Annotated in this window: 24 protein-coding genes and 1 pseudogene; 12 read left to right on the top strand and 13 right to left on the bottom strand. The window is 62.0% G+C overall.

The annotated features are described in order from the left end of the window. The first annotated feature begins 54 nt into the window (after positions 1–54). Positions 55–1,308, top strand: a complete 1,254-nt coding sequence (locus N2597_RS21640) for an aminopeptidase (protein ID WP_009995897.1) — start codon at positions 55–57, stop codon at positions 1,306–1,308. Here N2597_RS21640 and N2597_RS21635 read toward each other — a convergent pair. Further along, positions 1,256–2,179: an EamA family transporter gene (locus tag N2597_RS21635; RefSeq protein ID WP_077991318.1), complete on the bottom strand. Its 924-nt coding sequence runs from the start codon at positions 2,177–2,179 to the stop codon at positions 1,256–1,258. The genes N2597_RS21640 and N2597_RS21635 overlap by 53 nt on opposite strands. An 82-nt stretch (positions 2,180–2,261) precedes the next feature. On the opposite strand from N2597_RS21635, the gene N2597_RS21630 reads away from it, so the two are divergent. Continuing rightward, positions 2,262–2,759, top strand: a complete 498-nt coding sequence (locus tag N2597_RS21630) for a MarR family winged helix-turn-helix transcriptional regulator (protein ID WP_009987000.1) — start codon at positions 2,262–2,264, stop codon at positions 2,757–2,759. On the opposite strand, the gene N2597_RS21625 is transcribed toward N2597_RS21630, so the two are convergent. Further along, a complete protein-coding gene (locus tag N2597_RS21625) occupies positions 2,760–3,350 on the bottom strand; it encodes an NAD(P)H-dependent oxidoreductase (protein WP_009986998.1) in 591 nt (196 codons plus the stop codon). A gap of 2 nt (positions 3,351–3,352) precedes the next feature. Next, positions 3,353–4,933 carry an exodeoxyribonuclease VII large subunit gene (gene xseA, locus N2597_RS21620; RefSeq protein WP_077991283.1) on the bottom strand — a complete coding sequence of 527 codons (1,581 nt, stop codon included), beginning with the start codon at positions 4,931–4,933 and terminating at the stop codon, positions 3,353–3,355. Between the two features lie 329 nt (positions 4,934–5,262). On the opposite strand from xseA, the gene N2597_RS21615 reads away from it, so the two are divergent. Next, a complete protein-coding gene (locus N2597_RS21615) occupies positions 5,263–5,505 on the top strand; it encodes a hypothetical protein (RefSeq protein WP_038686303.1) in 243 nt (80 codons plus the stop codon). A gap of 299 nt (positions 5,506–5,804) precedes the next feature. Here N2597_RS21615 and N2597_RS21610 read toward each other — a convergent pair whose 3' ends face one another. Then, positions 5,805–7,652, bottom strand: a complete 1,848-nt coding sequence (locus N2597_RS21610) for a hypothetical protein (RefSeq protein WP_077991284.1) — start codon at positions 7,650–7,652, stop codon at positions 5,805–5,807. Positions 7,653–7,810: 158 nt separating this feature from the next. Here N2597_RS21610 and N2597_RS21605 point away from each other — a divergent pair, with 158 nt between their 5' ends. Further along, the gene (locus tag N2597_RS21605) at positions 7,811–8,818 is read left to right on the top strand and encodes a glycosyltransferase (protein ID WP_077991285.1); all 1,008 of its coding nucleotides are present in this window, start codon (positions 7,811–7,813) and stop codon (positions 8,816–8,818) included. Then, on the top strand, positions 8,815–9,189 hold the full coding sequence (locus tag N2597_RS21600; protein ID WP_038686295.1) for a GtrA family protein: 375 nt from the start codon (positions 8,815–8,817) through the stop codon (positions 9,187–9,189). Before N2597_RS21605 ends, N2597_RS21600 begins: the two co-directional genes overlap by 4 nt. A 3-nt stretch (positions 9,190–9,192) precedes the next feature. Here the strand turns inward: N2597_RS21600 and N2597_RS21595 are convergent, their stop codons facing one another. Continuing rightward, positions 9,193–10,179, bottom strand: coding sequence for a Gfo/Idh/MocA family protein (locus N2597_RS21595; RefSeq protein ID WP_183599471.1), 987 nt, complete (start codon positions 10,177–10,179; stop codon positions 9,193–9,195). Positions 10,180–10,415: 236 nt separating this feature from the next. Between N2597_RS21595 and N2597_RS21590 the strand changes: the two genes are divergently transcribed. Together N2597_RS21590 and N2597_RS21585 are read left to right on the top strand one after the other, a co-directional pair. Then, on the top strand, positions 10,416–11,378 hold the full coding sequence (locus N2597_RS21590; protein ID WP_077991288.1) for an aldo/keto reductase: 963 nt from the start codon (positions 10,416–10,418) through the stop codon (positions 11,376–11,378). Beyond that, positions 11,375–11,818: a GNAT family N-acetyltransferase gene (locus N2597_RS21585; protein ID WP_009995078.1), complete on the top strand. Its 444-nt coding sequence runs from the start codon at positions 11,375–11,377 to the stop codon at positions 11,816–11,818. Before N2597_RS21590 ends, N2597_RS21585 begins: the two co-directional genes overlap by 4 nt. Here N2597_RS21585 and N2597_RS21580 read toward each other — a convergent pair. After that, entirely contained in the window at positions 11,808–12,425 is a 618-nt protein-coding gene (locus tag N2597_RS21580; RefSeq protein ID WP_038686288.1) for a hypothetical protein, read from the bottom strand. The two genes, N2597_RS21585 and N2597_RS21580, sit on opposite strands and share 11 nt — an antisense overlap. A gap of 145 nt (positions 12,426–12,570) precedes the next feature. Between N2597_RS21580 and N2597_RS21575 the strand changes: the two genes are divergently transcribed. Continuing rightward, positions 12,571–13,068 carry a YciE/YciF ferroxidase family protein gene (locus N2597_RS21575; RefSeq protein ID WP_009995079.1) on the top strand — a complete coding sequence of 166 codons (498 nt, stop codon included), beginning with the start codon at positions 12,571–12,573 and terminating at the stop codon, positions 13,066–13,068. Positions 13,069–13,090: 22 nt separating this feature from the next. Here N2597_RS21575 and N2597_RS21570 read toward each other — a convergent pair whose 3' ends face one another. Then, the gene (locus tag N2597_RS21570) at positions 13,091–13,999 is read right to left on the bottom strand and encodes a LysR family transcriptional regulator (RefSeq protein ID WP_077991319.1); all 909 of its coding nucleotides are present in this window, start codon (positions 13,997–13,999) and stop codon (positions 13,091–13,093) included. Between the two features lie 181 nt (positions 14,000–14,180). Here N2597_RS21570 and N2597_RS21565 point away from each other — a divergent pair. Both N2597_RS21565 and N2597_RS21560 read left to right on the top strand, forming a co-directional pair. Further along, positions 14,181–15,174: pseudogene (locus N2597_RS21565) on the top strand (aldo/keto reductase). Between the two features lie 90 nt (positions 15,175–15,264). Further along, a complete protein-coding gene (locus N2597_RS21560) occupies positions 15,265–15,624 on the top strand; it encodes a nuclear transport factor 2 family protein (protein WP_010043541.1) in 360 nt (119 codons plus the stop codon). A 51-nt stretch (positions 15,625–15,675) separates the two neighbouring features. On the opposite strand, the gene pheT is transcribed toward N2597_RS21560, so the two are convergent. The 5 genes from pheT to infC all read right to left on the bottom strand — a co-directional run bounded on the left by pheT (position 15,676) and on the right by infC (position 20,842). Continuing rightward, positions 15,676–18,099 carry a phenylalanine--tRNA ligase subunit beta gene (gene pheT / locus N2597_RS21555; protein WP_077991290.1) on the bottom strand — a complete coding sequence of 808 codons (2,424 nt, stop codon included), beginning with the start codon at positions 18,097–18,099 and terminating at the stop codon, positions 15,676–15,678. A gap of 16 nt (positions 18,100–18,115) precedes the next feature. Then, on the bottom strand, positions 18,116–19,198 hold the full coding sequence (gene pheS, locus N2597_RS21550) for a phenylalanine--tRNA ligase subunit alpha (RefSeq protein ID WP_077991293.1): 1,083 nt from the start codon (positions 19,196–19,198) through the stop codon (positions 18,116–18,118). Between the two features lie 150 nt (positions 19,199–19,348). Further along, entirely contained in the window at positions 19,349–19,753 is a 405-nt protein-coding gene (rplT, locus tag N2597_RS21545; protein WP_004673860.1) for a 50S ribosomal protein L20, read from the bottom strand. A 38-nt stretch (positions 19,754–19,791) separates the two neighbouring features. Further along, on the bottom strand, positions 19,792–19,995 hold the full coding sequence (gene rpmI, locus N2597_RS21540; protein ID WP_003570998.1) for a 50S ribosomal protein L35: 204 nt from the start codon (positions 19,993–19,995) through the stop codon (positions 19,792–19,794). A gap of 310 nt (positions 19,996–20,305) precedes the next feature. After that, positions 20,306–20,842, bottom strand: coding sequence for a translation initiation factor IF-3 (gene infC, locus N2597_RS21535; protein ID WP_077991295.1), 537 nt, complete (start codon positions 20,840–20,842; stop codon positions 20,306–20,308). A gap of 177 nt (positions 20,843–21,019) precedes the next feature. Between infC and N2597_RS21530 the strand changes: the two genes are divergently transcribed. Beyond that, positions 21,020–21,850 carry an alpha/beta hydrolase gene (locus N2597_RS21530; RefSeq protein ID WP_183599469.1) on the top strand — a complete coding sequence of 277 codons (831 nt, stop codon included), beginning with the start codon at positions 21,020–21,022 and terminating at the stop codon, positions 21,848–21,850. Positions 21,851–21,995: 145 nt separating this feature from the next. Beyond that, the gene (locus tag N2597_RS21525; protein ID WP_077991299.1) at positions 21,996–22,595 is read left to right on the top strand and encodes a transglutaminase-like cysteine peptidase; all 600 of its coding nucleotides are present in this window, start codon (positions 21,996–21,998) and stop codon (positions 22,593–22,595) included. Between the two features lie 296 nt (positions 22,596–22,891). Here the strand turns inward: N2597_RS21525 and mbfA are convergent, their stop codons facing one another. Beyond that, positions 22,892–23,875, bottom strand: coding sequence for an iron exporter MbfA (gene mbfA, locus N2597_RS21520; RefSeq protein ID WP_038686276.1), 984 nt, complete (start codon positions 23,873–23,875; stop codon positions 22,892–22,894). Positions 23,876–23,985 lie beyond the last annotated feature (110 nt).

Here is a 23,985-nt window from a genome sequence, read left to right as displayed (position 1 = left end):
ACGGGTCTAAGTCTTCCAGCCACCCACCGTCGACGACAAGAGGCAGGTTGCACCATGAATTTCATGCCCCAGACCCAGAACACCGTTGATCCCGCCAAGCTGGAGAAGCTTGCGGAAGTTGCCGTCAAGGTCGGCCTTCAGCTGCAGAAGGGCCAGGATCTGGTGATCACCGCGCCGGTCGTGGCGCTGCCGCTCGTGCGCCTCATCACCAAGCACGCCTATCAGGCCGGCGCCGGGCTGGTGAGCACCTTTTATTCCGACGAGGAAACCACGCTTTCGCGCTATCAGTACGGCAGCGACGAGAGTTTCGACCGCGCCTCCGACTGGCTTTATGAGGGCATGGCCAAGGCCTATGCCAATGGTGCGGCCCGTCTTGCGGTTGCCGGCGACAATCCTTTGCTGCTCTCCGAGCAGGACGCCGGCAAGGTCGGCCGCGCCAATCGCGCCAACTCCACCGCCTACAAGCCGGCGCTGGAGAAGATCGCCAATTTCGACATCAATTGGAACATCGTTTCCTATCCCAATCCGTCATGGGCCAAGGTGGTCTTCCCTGACGATCCTGAAACAATCGCGATCGCCAAGCTCGCCAAAGCGATCTTTGCCGCCTCGCGCGTCGATTTGGACGATCCCATCGCTGCCTGGGCCGAACACAATGCCAATCTCGCCAAGCGCTCCGCCTGGCTGAACGGCGAGCGCTTCGCCTCGCTGCATTTCAAGGGGCCGGGCACCGACCTGACCGTCGGTCTCGCCGACGGGCACGAATGGCATGGCGGCGCTTCCACCGCCAAGAACGGCATTACCTGCAATCCGAATATCCCGACCGAGGAGGTCTTCACCACGCCGCATGCGCTGCGCGTCGAAGGCCATGTTTCGAGCACCAAGCCGCTTTCACACCAGGGCACGCTGATCGACAATATCCAGGTGCGCTTCGAGGGCGGGCGCATCGTCGAGGCCAAGGCGTCACGCGGCGAAGAAGTGCTGAACAAGGTGCTCGATACCGACGAAGGCGCGCGCCGCCTCGGCGAAGTGGCGCTCGTGCCGCATTCCTCGCCGATCTCGGCGAGCGGCATCCTGTTCTACAACACGCTGTTCGACGAAAACGCCTCCTGCCACATCGCACTCGGCCAGTGCTATTCCAAGTGCTTCCTCGATGGCGCGACATTGAGCCAGGAGCAGATCAAGGCGCAGGGCGGCAATTCCAGCCTCATCCATATCGACTGGATGATCGGCTCCGACAAGGTCGATATCGACGGCGTCAAGCCTGACGGATCGCGGGTTGCGGTGATGCGGCAGGGCGAGTGGGCGTAACGACACCCGCCTTCGGCATCAGGCTCCGCTGACTGAGCCAAACGCTGATCAATACCATGGCAAACCCGGCAAGCTGGGTTGGCGTCAGGCTTTGGCCGAGCGCCAGCCAGCCGAGCAGGGTCGCGACAACGGGACTGAGGAAGCCGAGCGATGCCGCGGCCGACGGCTCGATGCGCGATAAGCCGCGAAACCAAAGCAGATAGGTGAAGGCGGCGCCGATCAGGCCGAGATAGGCGATCCCAAGAATATTGGCTGGCGTCGGCACGGGAAGCGCCGGCTCCAACAGGAAGGCAACGGGCACGAGCAGGATGCCGCCAGCGGTCAATTGCCATGAAGTGAAGGTCAGGCTTGAAACGGGCGGCTGCCAGTGGCGGCTCAAGACCGTGCCGAAGGCCATGGACACCGCCCCGGCGAGACCGGCGGCAATGCCGACCGGATCGAGCGCCGCATTCGGCGTCAGCACCAACAGCGCCACGCCTGACATGCCGATCAGGCCGGCGATGACTGCGAGGAAGCGGATCGGCTTGCCGAGAAAAAGGCGCGACAAGGCGATGACGATCAGCGGCTGCACGGCGCCGACCGTGGCGGCCACGCCACCCGGCAAACGGTAGGCCGAGACGAAGAGCATCGCCCAGAAGAACGAGAAGTTGAGGGCGCCAAGAATGAAGGCGCGGCCCCACCACACCCCCGTCGGCAGCTTGCGGACGATGAGAAGCAGAAGCAGGCCTGCGGGGAGGGCGCGCAGCATGGCAACAGTCAGCGGATAGCCATGCGGCAGGAAGAATGTGGTGACGAAATAGGTGCTGCCCCAGATGGCCGGAGCGATGGCGGTGATCAGCACATCGGCGAGATATCGCGAATTTGTCTTCATATCAAGAATCTCTACGCCAAGATAAAATTCAAGATAGCGCAATTTATCTTGACGTCAAGATACTTGCTGATATCGATGTGGCATGAGTGAAGAGAAGCAAGATCATGTCGACAGGATCCTGGCGCAATGGCGACGCGAGCGGCCGGACCTCGATGTCGAACCGATGGGCATTCTCGGGCGCCTGAAGCGTCTCGGCACCCATCTCAGCCGTGAAGTGGAAACCGTGCTCATGCAGCACGGGCTTTCGACCTCAGCCTTCGATGTGCTGGCCACGCTTCGCCGCTCCGGCGCTCCTCACCGGCTCTCGCCCGGCGAGCTTCTGAAGATGACGATGGTCAGTTCCGGCACTATGACCAATCGAATCGACCAGCTGGAGAAAGCCGGCTTCGTCGAGCGCATCCTCAATCCGGACGACAGGCGCAGCGTGCTGATCGCGCTGACCGAAAAGGGGCTTGCGACCGTCGAAGAGGCGGTCGGCGCCCATGTCGCCAACCAGCAGCGCTTGACCCGCAATCTGACAGCCGAGGACAAGGCCGAGTTCGACCGGCTGCTCAAGAAATTCCTGTCGGATTTCGAATAATCAAACGGCGGAAAGTGCCTTGCGGACGCGCTCCAGATGCGCCTTGCGCCTGGCCTCGGTCGCGCGATCCATGTCGTGCAGACTCAGCATGCGAAAGACGACTTTCCTGGAGCAGAATTTGGCGATACCGCGCTTCAGCAGGCGGCGAACGGGATTGCCCATGTAGAGATGCACCAGCCACCAGGACGAGCCCGTCGTCGTCAGCGCATAAAGCAGCCTGATATTAGTGAGCTGAGGCACGATGCGGCCGCCGGCGGCATCGTGCGTGAAGGCCACACCCGGCGCAAAGATGCGATCGAAGAAACCCTTCAGGATGGCCGGGAAATTGAACCACCATTGCGGAAAGACAAGGACGAGACCATCGGCCGACCGCAGCCGGGCGACGATATCGGCGACCGCCGTGGTATCGTAAGGCACATCGAAATAAGCGCGGCGTTCCGCCTCGGACAGGCGCGGATCGAAGTCCTCGGCGTTGAGATCGAGCAGGTCGACGACATGGCCGGAGGCTTCCAAGGCGTCGCGAGCCGTGCGCGCCACCGAGGCGGCAAAACTTTCCGGCAGCGGATGGGCAAGCACCAGGAGGATTCGCATCGTCAGAACAGGCTTCCCTGCTTCGGCGGCTCTGCGAGTTTGGCGCTGCGCTTCTTGGCGCCGGCAGGCGGAGCGCCGCCTTCCGTGGTCATCGCGCCGACGCGGCCATCGGCGAATTCGATGGCGATGCCTGTGCCGGCGGAGAGAGTCGCGGCCTGCGAGACCGGCCTGTCATCCTCATCGCGGATGACGGCATAGCCGCGCTTCAGCACATTCTTATAGGAGAGCGACTGCAGCACCCGATCCTGCGCGGAAAGCTCGGCGCGGGCGCGCGTCAGCTGATGGCGGATTGCCGTATCGGCATGGCGGGTCAAATTGCCCAGGCGCTCACGGCCGCGAGCGGTCTGTGTCTTCAACCGCGCCGGCAGTGAGGCGAGGATGGCTTCGGCGCGATCGATGCGCGATTTGGAGCGGTCGAGCAGCCGCTCCACGGTGCGTTCGGCCCGCGCCATGCGCTCGTTCAGCGTCTGGCGGCGTTCGGCGATGCGGTTGGAAAGCACGTCGGGGCGCAGATGCGAGGCGACACGCTCGAAACCGCGCCGCTTGTTGATGGTGTTGAGCGCCAGTCCGCGGCCAAGCCCGGCGGCTGCCTCGTCGAAGCGACGGCGCGGCAAAGCGAGAAGCTGATCGAGCGACGGCAATGCCCGCATCAGGGCACGGACGGACTGGCGGCGCTGATCCATCTGCCGGTTCATGCAGCCCTGCAGGCGGGCGGCAAGAGCCGCAAGCTGCGCCTCGAGCTCCGCCCTGACAGGCACCGCCATTTCCGCAGCCCCGGTCGGCGTCGGGGCGCGGATATCGGCGGCATAGTCGATCAGCGTCCAGTCGGTCTCGTGACCGACCGCCGAGATCAGCGGAATCCGGCTTTCGGCCGCGGCGCGCACGACGATCTCATCGTTGAAGCTCCAGAGATCTTCCAGGCTGCCGCCGCCACGCGCGACGATCAGCACGTCGGGACGGGCAATCGCATCTCCCGGCTCCAGCGCATTGAAGCCACGAATGGCGTTCGCCACCTCTTCGCCGGCCCCCTCCCCCTGGACTTTGACCGGCCAGACGAGGACATGCACGGGAAAACGATCGGAGATGCGGTGCAGAATATCGCGGATCACGGCGCCGGTCGGCGAGGTGACGACACCGATCACCTTGGGCATGAAGGGCAGCCGCTTCTTGCGGGCGGCATCGAACAGGCCCTCGGCGCCGAGCTTGCGTTTGCGCTCTTCGATCAGCGCCATCAGCGCGCCGGCGCCGGCCGGCTCCAGCGTCTCGATGACGATCTGATATTTGGAGGAGCCCGGAAAGGTGGTGACCTTACCGGTGGCGATCACTTCCATGCCCTCTTCCGGACGGAATTTCAGCCGCGAAAAGGTGGTCTTCCAGATGACGGCATCGATGCGGGCGCGATCGTCCTTCAGCGCGAAATAGGCATGGCCCGAGGAGTGCGGCCCACGATAGCCTGAGATTTCGCCACGCACGCGAACCTGGTCGAAGGCCGTCTCGACGGTGCGCTTGATCGAGCCGGAAAGCTCCGAAACCGAATATTCGGCAAGGTTGGTCGGCGAATCGCTGTCGAAGAGGTTGCTCATCCCTTCTTTCTATGTCGATCGGCGGCAAACAGGAAGGTCGCGATCGTGGCTGGGGCCGGTTTCCCCGGCAGGCGAGCGGACGGTCAAGAGGCTCCGTAGGGCGGGCGCTTATCTCCGTCTCTCCTACAGGCGTGCGTTGAGCGCGAAAAAAACGCAACAAAATCGAGTAAATCTGTTTCGCACGGGAACGTATAGTTAGACTATGCGTTTCAGTCGAAAGGGATTGCTAACCACCGCAAAGCAAAGGCTTTTCGGCCGGTATGACCGGTAAATCTTTGTTAGCTGGCGCTTCCTATGCTTCCCCTCGTTCTCTTCGGGAAGGTGCTGAAATGATAATTCTCACAGCAGCAGCATTGGGCATCAGCGCCGCGCAAATGCGCTCGGCCGCAGCGATCGCATTGATCGCCGCGCTGATCGGCATCACATTTGCGCTGGCGGCGATAACCTCGCCCGGGCCGGTGTCGCTTTTGGCGCTACTCTATGCCATTCTCGGCTACAATGGCGGCCTGATCCTTTACGTGCTCGGGCTCTACGCCCATGCACGCTTTCGCGCGCCGCGTGTTTCCCATTAGAGCCTTTCCTGGTTAGATTGAAGCATTCTGTTGGCTCAAACGGAGTCGGATGGTCGACCGGCCGGCGCGCGTCGTAGCCCAGCTCTACGGCCAAGCCGGCCGGTCGATCAGCCGGCCCGTTTCAGCCAACCCGAAGGGCCGGGCATCTTTCCGCCAGGATCAGAGGCGATCGGCTCGGACATACCTTGGGGTATGCCCGTCGCCAATCGCCTCTGCCCCGACGAAAACCTGCTCCGGCAGAATGCTTCAATCTAACCAGGAAAGGCTCTAACGATTTGCCGTCATGATGATCGCCGGCGTCAATTCGTCGCCGCCCGATAACGAAAGAACTGCACGGCCGCGTCCGCCGCTTTTGGGAGCGGCTCCAGATAGGGCGGAATATTTCCCTTGCCGAGCTGCGCATAGAGGCCGTCCGGCTTCAGTTTGGCGAGCTGACGCGTCTGCGGATCACCAGGGCAGAAGGCAAGCGTCGTGACGCCCGCCCCCTTCAGAAAAGCTTCCGCCTCCCGCGGCTCAGCCATGCCGATATGCAACTCCGTCAGCATGCCGCCCTGATTGCGGTGATAGGGGGCCGAGAGAACCCGGTTTTGCGTAAAGCGGAGGATTGCGACACCCATTTCCGATGGCGCGGAGACGAGGCCGACAGGAAGCCCGGCAAGCGGCGCCAGCGCCTCTCTCGATGCACAGGTCTTTTCCTTTGCCGGTTCCGACGCCTCCTCCTGCGCCTCATTCTTCATCTGCAGCGAGATCAGCCCACCGCCGACGGCCCAGGTGGCGGGGACGCCTGCCAGCACCGTCATCACATAGACGAAGGCGACGGCGACATTTTCGCTGTCACTGTTGGAGATGCGCCTGATATCGATAATCAGCAGGGCAATCGGCAGGATGGAGATGAGGTTCGAGAAGGTCGAGCCGCGCACCTGGACGAGCGCGATCGCCCAGCTGATTGCAAGCAGAAACAGCAGAACAAGGTGAATCTGCACGCGGTCGCGCTGAACGATGCGGAAGGTGCAGACGGCGATGCCGAAAAGACCGGCCGCATAGAAAGCGCCGATATCGAAAGGTTCGTTGCGCGCCAAAGCGAAGATCGACTTCGCCTCGGAGACATTGCGCAGCCAGAGTTCGACCAGCATGGGATCGAGACCGGCCAGCGGATCGCTCAGGCACTGCGGCGCAATCACGACAGCCGAACCGAGGACGCCGGCGCCGACGACGACCAGCGCCGCAAAGCGCAGCGGCCTGGTCAGTCCGCTCGCAAACACCGCGCAAAACAGCAGAAGCCCGCCGCCGATCGCCGCAAGGCTGTAGAAACCGAGCGAGAGATTGTCGCAGGTAACCATCGAATAGAGCCGCGGCGGGACCGTTGCGAAAAAGAGGATGCTGATTGCAATCGCCAGCGCAAGCCCGAAGGACTGGGCGGCGACGGCGAAATCCTTGCCCTCCCATGCCCATAGAACGGCGACCGTCAGGCAGACGGCGGCAACGAAGGGCGTCGTCTCGGCGCCGATGGCGATGGCGATGGCGGCCGCAATGCCGGCAACCGCATAGCTCCAGCCGCCGCGCTTCGGATCCAGCAGCATCGCCGTCATCGTCGCGACCAGCGCCAGCTGCGCGTTGTGATGATCGATGGCGCCCGGCGCGAACCGGTTGCCCGTGTAGATCGCAAGCGCGGTCAGTCCGAGGCTGATATGCATGCCGGCAACGCCGCCGATGCGCCGGCCCGCAACCCCCATGGCGAGCATGGCGGGCAGGATGAGCGATACGGGCCAGACGCCGAGCGCCAGCGCCTCGGCCGTCTCACGCGGCACAAACAGGCCGAAGAACCAGATCAGCGAGGCGATCGGCAGGTCGATCAACCGCGACCAGTGCATCAGCGTGCCGCCATTGAGGCCGAGACGATATTGCATCAGGTCGAACCAGCCCTGGCCGGCGAGAAAATCGCGCACCTCGACGAGGCGCATGCCATCGTCATTGTCGGGGCCGACGTAATCGGTAGCGCCATAGAGCTTGGTGACGACGATGACGGCGGCGAGAATGACGCTATAGGCGATGACGGTCGGCCACAGACGCATCAGCAGGCCGCGGATGCCGCCGCTCGGGATATCGGTCGCGGATGATGCGTTGGTGATCGGCTGTACGGCGTTCATCGTGGTTAGCGGTTCGTTTCCGGATGGCCGACCCTAGCCGTCGCCGATCAAGAAAGTGTAAAGCCGGCTGCCGGCGCGACCGATTTTGCCTGCGTCATAGGGTCTTATTAACGCCGGGCGATTAGGCTCGGCACGGCTTTTGTGTAACGAGTAGAGTCATGGCCCCATTACGCCGCGGTAATCCTGAGATAGCCGTCCTGCTTCCCTGCTACAACGAGGCGGCGACGATCGGTTCTGTCGTGCGAGGGTTCCGGGCGACGCTGCCGGAAGCCGCGATCCACGTCTACGATAACAATTCCACCGATGGGACCGCGCTGCAGGCGATGCTGGCCGGCGCGCATGTCGTTCGCGAGCGGCGACAGGGCAAGGGCCACGTCGTGCGCCGGATGTTCGCCGACATCGAAGCCGACATCTACATCATCGCGGACGGCGACGGCACCTATGCCCCAAGTGACGCCGAGGAACTGGTGCGCACGCTGCTGACCGAGCGCGCCGACATGGTTGTGGGAACCCGGCGCGACGTGCATGCCGATGCCGGCCGCCAGGGCCATGCGCTCGGCAACCGGCTTTTCAACCTGCTCTACCGGACGATCTTCGGCCCTGATTTCACCGATATCTTTTCCGGCTACCGCGCCTTCTCGCGCCGCTTCGTCAAGAGCTTCCCGGCGGTCTCGGGCGGCTTCGAGATCGAAACCGAAATGTCCGTCCACGCCTCCCGGCTGAAACTGCCGGTCAGCGAGCTGGAACTGGATTATGGCCGCCGGCCGGAAGGCTCGCATTCCAAGCTTTCGACGTTCCGCGATGGCGGCAAGATCCTCTGGATGTTCGCGATGCTAATGAAGGAGACGCGGCCTTTCGCCTTCTTCAGTGCAATCAGCGCCGCCTTCATGCTGGCGAGCCTCGGCTTCATGACGCCGGTGCTGGCGGAATATTTCGAGACGGGCCTCGTCAGCCGCATGCCGACCTGGGTGCTGTCGATGGCGCTGATGATGATTTCCTTCATGCTCTTTACCGCCGGCGTCATCCTGGATTCGGTTGCGCGGGCCCGCGCCGAACAGCTGCGTATCCACTATATGAGCCTGGTAACGGCAAGCGCAGCCAAGCTGCCTGATCGCCAGCCAGCGCCGGCGCCGCGCGCCGGCCGCGGCAAGGCGGATGCAGCGTGAAGAAGCTCATCCGTTTCGCGATTGCAGGCGGCATCGGCTTTCTCGTCGATGCAGGTGTGCTGTCGGCGCTGCTCGATCTGACGCCGCTCGGCCCCTTCGGGGCGCGGCTCATCGCGATCGCCCTGGCAATGGCGGCGACCTGGGCCTTCAACCGGAACTTCACCTTCGATCGCTCCGGCCGTTCGCTCGCCGACGAAGGCTTCCGCTACGGCTCGGTCGGCGTCACGGCGGCGCTCGTCAATTACGGGCTTTATTCCGCGCTGCTGCTTTCGCTGCCCGGGCTTCAGCCGCTTGCGGCGATGGTGGTTGCCAGTGTCGCCGCGATGGTCTTCAGCTTCTTCGGCTATTCGCGCTTCGTCTTCCGCGCGTGATCATCAGACCGCCTCCCAGCCGTCCTTCTCGCTGGCGCGATAGATCGCATCGATCACTTTCTGGTTCAGCTTCGAATTTTCGAGCGTGACGATCTCTTCCTTGCCGCTTTTTACCGCCCGAGAGAAAGCCTCGACCTCGCGCCTGTACTGTCGATTGTCCTGGAAGCGGAAGATGCGCGATTCATTGTGGCTGCGATCGGCCAGTTCGATCTCCTCCGGCCCCCAGCGATTGGCGTTGAAGGGCGACTTGACCTCGATGTAACCGTCGGTGCCGTGAAAGACCATGATCTGGCGGTTGGCCATCTGCGTCGAGACATAGAAGCTCAACTCGAAATCGTCGAAGTCGGCCTTGACGCTCGAATCGATATCGGTGCCGAAATCCGGATCGCGCTCGGTGATCGCCTGGATCCGGAGCGGTTCCTTGCCGGTCGAAAATCGCGTGCTCATGACGGGATAGACGCCGATATCGGGAAGCCCGCCGCCGCCGAGCTCGGGAACGTTGCGCATGTTGGCGGGATCGCGGTTGAAATAGGTGAAGGCGCCCTGCACATGCCGGAGCGAACCGATCGCGCCGTCATCGATCAGTGAACGCACCTTCTGCCAGACCGGCGAATAGGTGACCATATAGGCTTCCGTGACCACCACCTTATTGCGGTCGCGAGCGGCGATCACCGCGTCGATATCGTCGGCCTTCAGCGCCAAGGGCTTTTCGCAGAGCACATGCTTGCCGGCATCGGCTGCCTTGATCGACCATTCGATATGCTGCGAGGTCGGCAGCGGGATATAGACGGCGTCGATGACGTCAGAAGCCAGCATCTCCTCATAGGAGCCGAAGGCGTGCGGCACGGAAAAGCGGTCAGCCATCTCCCTTGCACGCCCGAGATCGCGGCTCGCAATCGCCGTGACGACACAATTTTCCGCGTCCTGAATGGCAGGCACGACGTTGTCGCGCCCGATCTTCGCCGTCGAAATGATACCGAAACGCAGCATGTCCAAGCCTCCCAGACTGATGTCCGCGAACCATATTCAGGGCTCAGCTGCGGCGCAATGGTGCGACATGAAATCACGGAAGTTTGGTTTCCCGGATGCCGGCATCGCGCTAGTTTAGCTCAGATCGTTAGAGCATGATGTCGTCCGAAAACCGCATACACTTTTCGGCATCATGCTCCGGGGCGGCGTTCTGCCGCATCCGCGATTTCACTCAGTTAACGATTTTGGAGAGCGTCATGGAAATGCGCCGGCTTGGAAAAACAGGGCTTTCGGTCGCGCCGATCGTCATCGGCGGCAATGTCTTCGGCTGGACGGCCGATGAAAAAACATCCTTTGCCATTCTCGACGCCTTTTTCGATGCGGGCCTGAACGCGATCGATACGGCGGATGTCTATTCCTCCTGGGTTCCGGCCAACAAGGGCGGCGATTCCGAGGAGATCATCGGGCGCTGGCTGAAGCAATCAGGGGTTTCGCGCGACAAAGCCGTCATCATCACCAAGGTCGGTTCGGACATGGGTCACGGAAAGACGCTGAAGGAGAGCTATATTCTGAAAGCGGTCGAAGCGTCGCTCAGCCGGCTGCAGACAGACTACATCGATCTCTATCTCTCGCACTGGCCGGATGCCGATACGCCGCACGAGGAAACGCTCGGCGCTTTTGCCAAGCTGAAACAGCAAGGAAAAATTCGCGCCATCGGCTGCTCGAACTATGATGCGGGCCTTTTGAAGGCCTCCCTCGATGCGGCCGAAAAGGCTGGGTTGCCACGCTACGACGTGCTGCAGCCAGAATATAATCTCTATGAGCGCGCAAGCTTCGAGGGATCGCTCGCTGAACTTTGCGTCAACAAGGATATCGGCGTCATCACCTACTTCAGCTTGGCCGCCGGCTTTCTCACCGGTAAATATCGCAGCAAGACCGATACGCAGGGCCGGGCACGCGAGGGCCGCGTCTCCAAATATTTAGACGAAAGGGGTCTGCGCATCCTTGCGGCACTCGACAAGGTGTCTGCCGAGACGGGCGCCAAGCCTGCGGAAATCTCGCTTGCCTGGCTCTTGCGCAAGAAAGGCGTGACGGCGCCGATCGCCAGCGCTACCAGCCTGTCGCAACTCGAAAGCCTGGCGAGAGCGGCGACACTGTCCCTCTCCGATGAGGCGATGGCGCTGCTCGACGAAGCCGGCACTGAAGGAACCGAGCCATGACGGTGACGATACGCGATGCCCGCCCTGAGGACGAAACCCGCTGGCGCGAACTCTGGGCGGCCTATCTCGACTTTTATGACGTGACTGTCGAGGCCGATATCACCGACCAGACATGGCGGCGGGTCTTCGATCCCGCCTCGGCGATCGCGATGCGGGTCGCCGACATCGACGGCAGGATCATCGGTTTTGCGCTCTATCTCACCCATGAGGGCACTTGGATCCGCGGCAGGGACTGCTATCTCGAAGACCTGTTCGTCGATCCCGATGCGCGCGGCAAGGGCGTCGGCCGGGCGCTGATGAACGATCTCGTGGCGCTCGGGAAGGCGAATGGCTGGTCGCGGCTTTATTGGCATACGAACGAAAACAACAAGACGGCCCGGGCCCTCTATGACAGCTATGTCGAGAGCGACGGCCACATCCGCTATCGCATCAGCTTCTGAGCGCGGGAAATCCCTCGTAGAAAGCGCCGTGATCGCCCTCCCAGTTCGCCATGCCTGGCTTGGTGAGGATGCCGCGCGGGCTGACATAACTCTGGATGATCCGCTTCGGCTGTTCGTGCCACTGGATATTGAAGGCCCAGAGCTTGGGGAAGAAACAGAGCGATGCATAAGGCAGGTGGTCGTGGATCCACCAGGCGAGCCGCTGCCAATCGCTTTCATCGCGATAGCGGTCGATCATCCACGGCACGGCGATGCAGACGGCGGCGCCCATGCAGCCGTCGAAATCCCTGATATCCCAGATGTGATGGGCTGCAGTGGCGGCATTGGTCGAGCAGTTCAGCTTGTTCTCGTTGCCGAACCTGTTGACATCAGGCGAGCGATAGCCGGAGCGGATGTGCAGGCGCCCGAACGTTGCCTCCAGCGGCTCCAGCAGATCCTCGCAAAGCCGCCTCCCCGCCTCGATTGCCAGATCGGGATCCTCGGGAATGTTGGGGATGCGATAGAAATCGGCGATTTCGGAATGCAGGAAATCGCGGAAGAAGAAATTCCGCGATAGCCGCACCCGGCCAAGATCCTCCAGACCTTTCATCGAACCCGGCTTCCGCATCATTTTTCTCCCGGCGTCAAAGGCGGGATGATTGCCCGGAGCCGATTTCCAGTCCACCCGAATTCGCTCGGGAACAATTTCCGCGATCCTTGCTTCTTAATGTGTCGCCGCGTTCGCGGCCTTTCCCAAAACAAGGATCGAGAAAATGGCCAAGGAAAAGACGTTGGAAGATCTCTTCTATGACACGCTCAAGGACATTTATTTCGCCGAGCGGCAGATATTGCGCGCCCTGCCGAAGATGGCGCGCGCCGCTCAGTCCTCCGAACTGAAGGCAGGCTTCCAGAAGCACCTCGAGGAAACCGAAGCCCAGGTCGAGCGCCTGCAGCAGGTCTTCGAGAAGATTGGCAAGCGCGCCCAGGGCAAGACCTGCGAGGCGATCCAGGGCATTATCGCCGAAGGCGAGGAAATCATGGAGGAGTTCAAGGGCACACCGGCGCTGGATGCCGGCCTGATCTCGGCAGCCCAGGCCGTCGAGCACTATGAAATCGCCCGTTACGGAACGCTGAAAACCTGGGCTGCGACGCTCGGCCTCAAGGATGTCGTCAGCCTTCTCGACCAGACGCTGCAGGAGGAGACGGCCACCGACAAGACGCTCTCCCGGCTCGCCACGACCGCGGCAAACCAGAAGGCGAAGGCTGCCTGACGGATCCAGGAACGGGCGGCTCCTAGCGGCCGCCCCTATCCTTCTCGACATATCTGAAAAAATCGATGAAGGCGCGCAGCGCCGGACGCATCTGCCGCCGGCTCGGATAATAGAGAAACGGCCCGGGATAGGGCGCGCACCAATCCTCCAGCACGCGCACAAGCCTGCCGCTCGCCAGTTCCGCATGCACCCGCATATCGAAGAGATAGGCAAGGCCGGCGCCGTTCAGTGCCGCGAGCAGGGCCAGCCGGTCCTCGCTGACAACCAGCGGCCCGTCGACGGCAACGACGAGTTCCTCACCGTCCTTTTCGAATTCCCAACGATAGATGGAGCCGTTGGTGAAGCGTCGTTTGATGCATCGATGATTGACGAGATCACGCGGATGCTCCGGCTTCGGATGGCGCTCGAAATAGTCCCGCGAGGCGGCGATGACAGTCGTCAGATTGGGCGAGAACCTGACCGCGATCATATCGGCCTCCAAACTCTCTTCCAGCCTCAGGCCGGCATCGAAACCTTCCTTGACGATATCGGTGAAGCCGTCCTCATTGGCGATCTCCAAGGTGATATCGGGATAGAGATTGAGAAAATCGCCGAGGCGCGGAGCAAGCAGGATATCCGAGGCGAAGCGCGGGGCGGTAATGCGCAGGTTTCCCGCGGGCTTGGCGCGCGTGTCGCGGACGGCCTCCAACGCAATATCGATCTCCTCCAGCGCCGGTCGCAGCGTCTCGAGAAGCAGGCGCCCTTCTTCGGTCGGCGCGACGCTGCGGGTGGTGCGCGCCAGAAGCCTGACGCCCAGGCTTTCCTCGAGACTTGAGATCGCATGGCTGATCGCTGACGGCGCGACGAGGAGTTCCCTGGCCGCGGCCCGGAAGCTGTGATGCTCCGAAACGGCGGCAAGAACGGCGAGTTGGGAGAGCTGTGTCCTGTTCATTGATCGAAACAATAGAACAGCTTGTTTGAAACTGCATGTATTTTCCGATCGATCGGTGGCCGTTATGGTCTGTCCGTACCGCCAATCAACGATTTCTCCGGAAGCGTGATCCGAAATCGCTCACACGTGTCGGCATCATGCTTCCAGCGGTCCAAAATCAGCTCAGCAAAGGAACCCCATCATGAAGACCCGTAAACTCGGAAATGATTTGACCGTCTCCGCCGTCGGCCTCGGCTGCATGGGCATGAGCTTTGCCTATGGCGCCAGTGACGAAGCGGAATCGATCCGGACGCTCCATCGCGCCGTCGATCTCGGCGTCACCTTCTTCGACACTGCCGAGGTCTACGGCCCGTTTACCAACGAGGTTCTTCTCGGAAAGGCGCTGAAGCCTTTCCGCGATCGTGTGGTGATCGCCACCAAATTCGGCTTCAAGATCGATACCAGTAAGGCGGGCGCTGCCGCCATCACCGGCGTCGACAGCCGCCCCGAACATATCAGAGAGGTTGCCGAGGCTTCGCTGAAACGTCTCGGCATCGAGACCATCGACCTGCTCTACCAGCACCGGGTCGACCCCAACGTGCCGATCGAGGAGACTGTCGGCGTCATGGCCGAGCTGGTGAGGGAAGGCAAAGTTCGCGCGCTCGGCCTCTCGGAAGCCGGCAGCGCCACCATCCGCCGGGCGCAAGCGGTCCATCCGATCGCAGCGCTGCAGAGTGAATATTCGCTCTGGACCCGCGATCCCGAAGAGGACGTGCTTGCCACCTGCCGCGAACTCGGCATCGGTTTCGTGCCCTACAGCCCGCTCGGCCGCGGCTTCCTGACGGGGGCGATCCGCAAGGCCGACGATCTCGCCGCCGACGATTTCCGCCGGCAGGTGCCGCGCTTCCAGGCGGAAAATTTTGAGGCCAACGCCGCCCTCGTCGCAGCGCTCGAGCGGCTTGCCGCCGAGAAGGGGGTGACGGCGGCGCAGCTGGCGCTGGCCTGGGTGCTCAGCCAGGGCGACGACATCGTGCCGATCCCCGGCGCCCGCAAGCTTCACCATCTCGAACAGAACGCCGCCGCCGCCGATATCACGCTGAGCGCAGCAGAGCTCCAGCAGCTCGGCGAAGCGATCCCCGCCGCACAGGTGGCGGGAAAACGCTTCGGACGCCTCGCTTGCGATGACGAATCTGTAATCGAAGAAGCCCGGCCTGATACAATCGGCCGGGCTTGCCTTCGCCGCCGACGAAACTATCTAACCCCATCTCGGAGAACGGGATGGAAACATGTCGGACAGGCAAGCAGTCGAACAGACGGTTCATCTCTATGTCGAAGGCATGGCCTTCGGCAATGCGGCAGCCTTGAAGAAGGCCTTTCACCCGCAAAGCTCGATCATCGGCTATTACCAGAATGCCGTCGAATGGCTGACCCGGGACGAATTCATCACCGCGATCCTGGCGGAGGAACCGGCGCCGCCCGGCACGCAGCCCTTCATGGATATACAAAGCGTCGATGTCGAGGGTGAGGCGGCGAGCGTCAAGGTCACCGACGATTTCGCCGGAATGCGCTTTACCGACTATCTCTCATTGCTGAAGATCGACGGCCGATGGGTGATCGTCAGCAAGCTCTACCATCTTCACACGTGAAAGAACCGGCCGCCGCAACGACCGGTTCTTTGTTTTCGGGAGACCGCGGGATCAGCTTCTGAGGACGCCGCCGGTGAATTTCGCGACGCTCGCCACGATCTTCTGCGTCAGCGCTTCGAAATCTTCATCCGTCAACGTGCGCTCGACCGGCTGGATCTGAACCTCGATCGCCACCGATTTCTTGCCTTCGCCGACAGACGCACCTTCGAAGATGTCGAAGACGTTGACGCCGGTGACCAGTCTGCGGTCTGCCCCGGTCGCAGCCTTGATGATGGCGCCCGATTCCACCGTCTTGTCGACGACGAAGGCGAAGTCGCGCTTGACCGCCTGGAAGGGTGACAGTTCCAGCGCCGGCTTGGTGCGGGTCGCCTTCTTCTTCGGCTCGGCCATCGCGTCGAGATAGACCTCGAAGCCACAGAGGGCGCCGGAGACATCGAGCGCTTCCAGCGTCAACGGGTGGAATTCACCGAAGTAACCGAGCACCACCTTCGGCCCCATCTTGATCGTGCCGGAGCGGCCGGGATGATACCATTCCGGGCCGCCCTGCTCGATCTGGATATTGCCCATCGGCAAGCCGCAAGCTTCGATGACGGCGAGCGCATCGGCCTTGGCGTCGAAGACGTCGACCGGTTTGCCGCCGCCCTTCACAGCATTCGACCACATGCGGCCCCCTCCGGCGAGCGAGGCGGTGCCGCGGCGGATGCCGCCGGCAACGCGACGCTGACCGTCCGGTCTGTCGTTCTCATAGGTGCCCGAGACCTCGAAAATCGCCACGTCGCCATAACCCTTGTCGGCATTGCGCTGGGCCGCCGTCAGCAGGCCCGGCAGCAGCGAGGGGCGCATATCCGACATTTCGGCAGCGATCGGATTGGCAAGCTTGAGGGCCGGCGAGCCGCCGCCGAAGAGCTTCGCCTGATCTTCCGGAATGAAGGACCAGGTGACGGCCTCCAGCATGCCGCGCGAGGCAAGCGCACGCTTGGCCGCCCGGGTGCGGATCTGCAGCGTGGTCAGGATCCTGCCGTTGACGGCGGCATGGCTTTCGAGCGGCGCCGGCTTGATCTTGTCGACGCCGTGGATGCGCATGACCTCCTCGACGAGATCGGCCTTGCCGTCGACATCGGGGCGCCACGACGGAACGGAGACGGAAACGCGTTCGCCGGAGCCGGAAACCGTGAAGCCGAGGCGAGCGAGGATCGAGTTGCTTTCCTCCGTCGAGACTTCCAGGCCGGTTAGGCGCTTGACCTCCGAATAGGGGAAATCGACGACCTTCGGCTCGTGAGGCTTGTATCCGACGACCTCGGCCCTCGCGGCCGTGCCGCCGCAGAGTTCGAGCACCAGTTCCGTCGTGCGTTCGAGACCGGGAACCATATATTCCGGATCGACGCCGCGCTCGAAACGGTAGCGCGCATCGGTGATAATACCCAGGCTGCGGCCCGATTTGGCGATGTTCATCGGGTCCCAGAGGGCCGATTCGATCAGCACGTCGACGGTGTTCTCGTCGCAGCCGGAGTGTTCGCCGCCCATGATGCCGCCGATCGATTCGATCCCGTCTTCATCTGATATGACGACGTTGTTCGGACCGAGCTTGTATTCGCGCTGGTCGAGCGCCAGCACGGTCTCGCCTTCCCTGGCGCGACGGACGGTGAGGTTGCCCTTGACCTTGGCGGCGTCGAAGACGTGCATCGGCCGGCCCTGATCGAAGGTCATGTAATTGGTGATATCGACCAGCGCATTGATGGGGCGCAGCCCGATGGCGGTCAGCCGCTGCTGCATCCAGCGCGGGCTCGGGCCGTTCCTGACGCCGCGCACGAGGCGGAGCGAAAAGCCGGGGCAGAGCTTGGCATCGTCGAGATCGAGCGTCAGCTTGATCGGCGTCTCGCCTTCCACGGAAAATGACGGCGCGGTCCGGGTCTTCAACGTGCCGAGCCCGGAGGCGGCGAGATCGCGGGCGATGCCGTGGATCGAGGTGCAGTCCGGCCTGTTCGGCGTCAGGTTGATCTCGATGACCGGGTCGTCGAGATGCGCATATGCTGCGTAGCTTTGACCCACCGGCGCATCGTCGGGCAGATCGATGATGCCGTCGTGATTGTCGGAGATCTGCAGTTCTTTTTCGGAGCACATCATGCCGCGGCTTTCGACGCCGCGGATATTGCCGACGGCAAGCGTCACGTCGATACCGGGAACATAAGTCCCGGGTGCTGCGAAGGCGCCGATAAGGCCGGCGCGCGCATTCGGGGCGCCGCAGACGACCTGGACCGGTGAACCGGAGCCGGTGTCGACCATCAGCACCTTCAGGCGATCGGCTTGCGGATGTTTTTCCGCCGAAACAACTCTGGCGATGACGAAGGGCTTGAACGCCGCCTTGTCGTCGACATCCTCCACCTCCAGCCCGATCTCGGTCAGGCGGGTGCAGATTTCATCGAGCGTGGCATCCGTTTCCAGATGCTCTTTCAGCCAGGAGAGCGTGAATTTCATCGTTCCAAATCTCCGTTCAAGCGCTGAGGCCGCCGAACAGCGTCGGCATGTCGAGCGGGCGGAAGCCGTAATGCGTCATCCAGCGGACGTCGGCATTGAAGAAGTCGCGCAGGTCGGGCATGCCGTATTTCAGCATGGCGATGCGGTCGAGGCCCATGCCCCAGGCAAAACCCTGATATTCGTCCGGATCGAGCCCGCCGTAGCGCAGCACGTTCGGATGGACCATGCCGCAGCCGAGAATCTCCATCCAGTCGGTGCCTTCGCCGAACTTGACGATCGGGCCGGAGCGGTCGCACTGGATATCGACCTCGAAAGAGGGCTCGGTGAAGGGAAAGAAGGACGGGCGGAAGCGCATCGTCACGCTGTCGACCTCGAAGAAGGTCTTGCAGAACTCCTCGAGCACCCAGCGGATATTGGCGACATTGGCCTTCTTGTCGATCACCAGGCCCTCGACCTGATGGAACATAGGCGAATGGGTGGCGTCCGAGTCCTGCCGATAAGTCTTGCCGGGGATGATGATGCGGATCGGCGGCTTTTGCGCCTCCATGGTGCGCACCTGCACCGGCGAGGTATGGGTGCGCAGCACCTTGCGCTCGCCATTCTTGTCCGGATTGAAGAAGAAGGTGTCGTGCATCTCGCGGGCCGGATGGCCTTCGGGGAAATTGAGAGCGGTGAAATTGTAGTAATCGGTCTCGATATCGGGGCCTTCGGCAATCGAGAAGCCCATATCTGCGAAGATTGCGGTGATCTCGTCGACGATCTGGCTGATCGGGTGGATGCGGCCGCGCTCAGCCGGCGAGGAGCGCACCGGCAGGCTGACATCGACCGTCTCGGCCTTCAGCCGCGCATTGACCGCCGCCATTTTCAGCACCGACTTGCGTTCGGCGATGGCGTCCGTCACGGCATTCTTCAGGGCGTTGATCGCAGCGCCCTTGGTCTGGCGCTCCTCCGGCGTCATCGCGCCGAGCGTCTTCAGGAGTTCCGAGACCGAGCCCTTCTTGCCCAGCGCAGACACGCGCACGGCTTCCAGGGCGGCCTCGTCATTGGCGGCGGCGATTTCCGCGAGCAGCGATGAGTTGAGCTGGTCGATATCTGACATTGTCACTTCTTTCCGTCCAGTATCAGGCGGGGATCGGGAGGCAGGCGGCGCCGACCGGCGCAAGGGATATAAAGAAAGAAAAACCCGCGCTAGCCCAAACCAGCGCGGGTTTCCCAAAATTCGATAAGCATAGAGCCTGGGAAGCGCTGGTTAACGAACCGCGCCTTCAAACTCGTTGGCCGTACCGGTTTCCTTGAGGTACTCAAGGGCCTTCTTGGCAGCATTGACGAGCGCGCCGAATGCTTCCGGCTCGTGGATCGCCATGTCGGAGAGAACCTTGCGGTCGACTTCGATGCCGGCCTTGTTCAGACCGTCGATGAAGCGGCCGTAGGTCAGGCCGAATTCGCGGACGGCAGCGTTGATGCGCTGGATCCAGAGCGCACGGAAGTTGCGCTTGTTGACCTTGCGGTCGCGGTAGGCGTACTGCTTCGACCGGTCGACAGCGGCCTTGGCGGCGCGGATGGTGTTCTTACGGCGGCCATAAAAGCCCTTGGCGGCCTTCAGAACCTTCTTGTGCTTGGCGTGGGCGGTGACGCCTCTTTTTACGCGTGCCATATCATGATCTCCTTAAATCTAGCGTTCGCGGACGAGTCTCAGAGACCGTTCGGCAGGTAATTCTTGATAACCTTGCGGCCATCCGGTTCTGCGAGAACCATGGTGCCGCGTGCATCGCGAATGAACTTGTTGGTACGCTTGATCATGCCATGGCGCTTGCCGGCAGCGGCAGCCTTGACCTTGCCCGTGGCGGTGATCTTGAACCGCTTCTTGGCAGAGGACTTCGTCTTCATCTTGGGCATTTTGCTACTCCTTCTGTCCTCCCTGCGCGCTTCATCAAAAAAGCCCTCTCGCGAAGTCCGGTTCTCCGGCCGTCGCAACAAGGTGCGGGAGCGTTTGTTGTTGATCTGCGGCTTCGGCGACGAACCGTTCCGCAAGCATTCGAAACTGCCACGGCATGCCCTGCCGGTCAGTTCGGACGCGCGCTTATAACCGCAGCGTGGTGAAAGTGCAACGGGGCCGCGGAGGAATCTTCGCCAACCCGGAGGCGGGATGGCCGAAAGCACAAAAGCCGCCCTTGCGGACGGCCTTGGGCGAAAAAGTATCTGGCGCTTACTTCGGCGCCAGCACCATCATCATCTGGCGGCCTTCGAGCTTGGGCTCGGCTTCGACCTTGGCGATCTCGGTCGTATCGGCCTTGACCTGCTGCAGAAGCTTCATGCCGAGTTCCTGGTGGGCCATTTCACGGCCGCGGAACTTCAGCGTCACCTTGACCTTGTCGCCCTCGTCGAAGAAGCGGCCCATCGCCTTCATCTTCACCTCATAATCATGGGTGTCGATATTCGGGCGCATCTTGATTTCTTTGACTTCGACGATCTTCTGCTTCTTGCGCGCCTCGGCAGCCTTCTTCTGGTTGGCATATTTCAGCTTGCCCAGATCGAGGATCTTGCACACCGGCGGTTCGGCATTGGGAGAAATTTCGACGAGATCGAGGCCGGCTTCTTCTGCCATTCTCAAGGCCTGGTCGGTGGGCACGATGCCCATATTCTGTCCGTCAGCCGCGATCAGCTGAACTTTGGGAATGCGGATTTCACGGTTCGAGCGCGGGCCGTCCTTCACGGGCGCATCGGTCTTAAAAGGTCTGCGAATGGTCGTATTCTCCTCGCGTTGTTTCGGAACGTTGCAGCCGCGCGCTCCCGATCAGGGTGCACAAACGTATCTCGTTATCGCTGCAACGGAGTCAATATCATCCTTTAGCGGAAAAATCACGTGCTGTCAGCCTGCCAAGAATCTGTTTTATAGGCCAAAACAATAGGAGTTTTGCCGATGTCCGATCAGATGCCCAATCTCCAGCCGCAGTTCCTGACGGTCGGCGAAGGCGAAGCGGCGCGTGAGATCGCCATGCTGGTGCGCCCGGCGCATGCCGCAAATAATGCTCCGACGCTCGTTTGGTTGTCCGGCTACCGTTCCGACATGAGCGGCACCAAAGCGTTGGAGCTCGACGGACTGGCGGGCGAACTCGGTACCGCCTGTATCCGCCTCGACTATTCCGGCCACGGGCTTTCCGGCGGCAGCTTCCGCGACGGCACGATCTCACGCTGGCTGGAGGAGGCGCTGACCGTCATCCGCCACGTCGCGCCCGAGCGGGTCATTCTCGTCGGCTCCTCGATGGGAGGCTGGATTGCGCTCAGGCTGGCGCAGGAGCTGGCGCGACTGGACGGTCCGAAGCTCGAAGGCCCAAAACTCGAAGGAATGGTGCTGATCGCGCCGGCGCCCGATTTCACTTCCGAACTGATCGAGCCGAACCTGAAGGCCAAGGAGCGCAAGTCGCTGGCCGAGCGCGGCTATTTCGAGGAGCGCTCGCAATACAGTCCGGAACCGAACATCTATACGCTGGCACTGATCGAGGACGGCCGTAAGAACCGCGTGCTCGACGGCATGATCGAGACGGGCTGCCCGGTGCATATCCTCCAGGGCATGAAGGATCCCGACGTGCCGCATGCGCATGCGATGAGGCTTGTCGAGCACCTTCCTGCCGACGACGTGGTGCTGACCTTCATCCGTGATGGCGACCATCGCCTGTCCCGCCCAGGCGATATCGCCCTTATTCTGAGCGCCGTCAAAGGCGTCATCCGCACCGCCATGGCCGGGCAATGAGCTGCTGAGCCAAGCCCGCGTCATGTTGCATTTTAACCATGTCGACGGGTCGCAAGGTCCTCCCGAGAAGTAACGATTGACTCTTCTCGGCCCTCTCCATTAACAGTTTGTTAATAATTAAGGGGCGATCGAGGAAAGAGCGGGCGTGCGGATCAAAGGTATCTTTGTGGCCATGATGGCCGTGTTTGCGATGGCGACAGCCGCCATCCCAGCTCCAAGCAGAAATGCTTCCATGGTAACAGGCAACGCCACTTCGCAGCCGATCGGCCATTACGATTTCTGTCAGACCCACAGCAGTGAATGCGGCGCAAACCGCAATGCGGGCCCTGTCGAGATGACCCCGGCCAAGTGGTCGCTCGTCCGTTCGATCAACGCCACGGTCAACCGCACGATCACACCGATGACCGACAAGGAAATCTACGGCAAGGATGAAGTCTGGGCCTACCCAACGACTGCCGGCGACTGCGAGGATTTCGCGCTCCTGAAGCGCCGCATCCTGATCCAGCGCGGCATTCCGGCCGCCGATCTGCTGATGACCGTCGTGCGCAAGCCTGACGGTGAGGGCCATGCCGTCCTGACGCTGCGCAGCGCCGAGGGCGACTTTGTGCTCGACAACCTCGCCGTCGACGTCAAGCCGTGGTTCGGAACGCCTTATTCCTTCGTCAAGCGGCAGTCGAGCTACAATGCCGGCCGCTGGGTCACCATCGAGAACGGCCGCGACGTTCTGGTCGGCGCACTGCGCTGACATTCTTAGGGGGATGCGGGGAAAAGGCCGGCGAAAGCCGGCCTTTTGCTTTTGGGGCTAGCTTCGCCTCTCCTCCCAAGTCAGTTTATGCGCAGAAAGAGCCCCCTCTGCCCTGCCGGGCATCTCCCCCACAGGTGGGGAGATCGGCTGGACGCACCGGTTTCCTCAATCAATTGGGGTCGCAGCACAACGAAATGGTCCTCACGAAGGTCAAGCCGGCCCTCCGCATGGCTCCGGGCGTTCGCTGCTGCAATCGATTCACTCGATCGATTGCTCGGGCTCTGCCCGACCGCAGCTCACCCATTCCCGATCAAAATCCCCGCACCGAGCACCAAGCTGCCGCCGAGCACCACCTGGAAGGCGGCGCGCAGGAACGGCGTTTCCATGTAGCGGTTCTGGATGAAGGCGATTGCCCAGAGTTCGAAGAAAACGATGACGCCGGCGGTGATCGTCGCCGTCCAGAAATGCGGGATCAGATAGGGCAGCGCGTGGCCGAGGCCGCCGAGCGTCGTCATGATGCCGCAGGCAAGGCCGCGCTTGACCGGCGACCCCCTGCCGGAGATCTTGCCGTCGTCATGGGCGGCCTCGGTGAAGCCCATCGAGATGCCGGCACCGACGGATGCGGAAAGGCCGACGAGGAAGGTCTGCCAGGTGTCCTGGGTGGCAAAGGCGGCGGCAAAGATCGGCGCCAGCGTCGAGACCGAGCCGTCCATCAGCCCGGCAAGGCCCGGCTGCACATAGGTCAGCACGAATTGCCGGTGGGCCGCCTCGTCCTCATCGCGCTTGACGTCTTCGGGCGTATGTTTGTCGCCCAGCATGCGGGCAATATCTTCATGTCCCTGCTCGGCCAGCGCCAGATCACCGAGAAGCTCGCGCGTCGAGGCGTCCGAGGTCCGCTTTGCCGCCTCGACATAGAAGCGGTAGGCCTGCTCCTCCATTGCCTCGGTCTCCTGCCGTATCGCATCGAGCGAAAGGCTTGCCCTGAGCCAGTCGGGCTTGCGTTCGTAGAAGCCCTGCACATGTTCGCGCCGGATCAGCGGGATGCGCTCGCCGAAACGCTGGCGATGGATCTCGATCAGGGATTTGCGATGGGTATCCTCGACCTCGGCCATATCTTCGAAAACCTTTGCCGAGGCCGGGAATTCGTTCCGCAGCCTGTCGGCATAGGCAAGATAGATGCGGGCATCGTCTTCCTCGGAGGCGATTGCGAGGGCGAGAATCTCCTGCTCGGACAGCGACTCGAAAGACCGTTTCGGTGATCTGAAAAATCGCGCCAACATAACTAATCTCCATAATTTAGAATTATTCTAAATCTAAAGAAGGAGCCAATGGCGGTCAAGGGTGCAGACAGGCCGGCTGACAGATTGCCGCAAGCCGCAAGCATGCCTTT

Source organism: Rhizobium sophoriradicis, from assembly GCF_025200795.1.
In the GTDB taxonomy this organism is placed as follows: Bacteria; Pseudomonadota; Alphaproteobacteria; order Rhizobiales; family Rhizobiaceae; genus Rhizobium; species Rhizobium sophoriradicis.
This window is presented reverse-complemented; position numbering and strand designations above follow the sequence as displayed.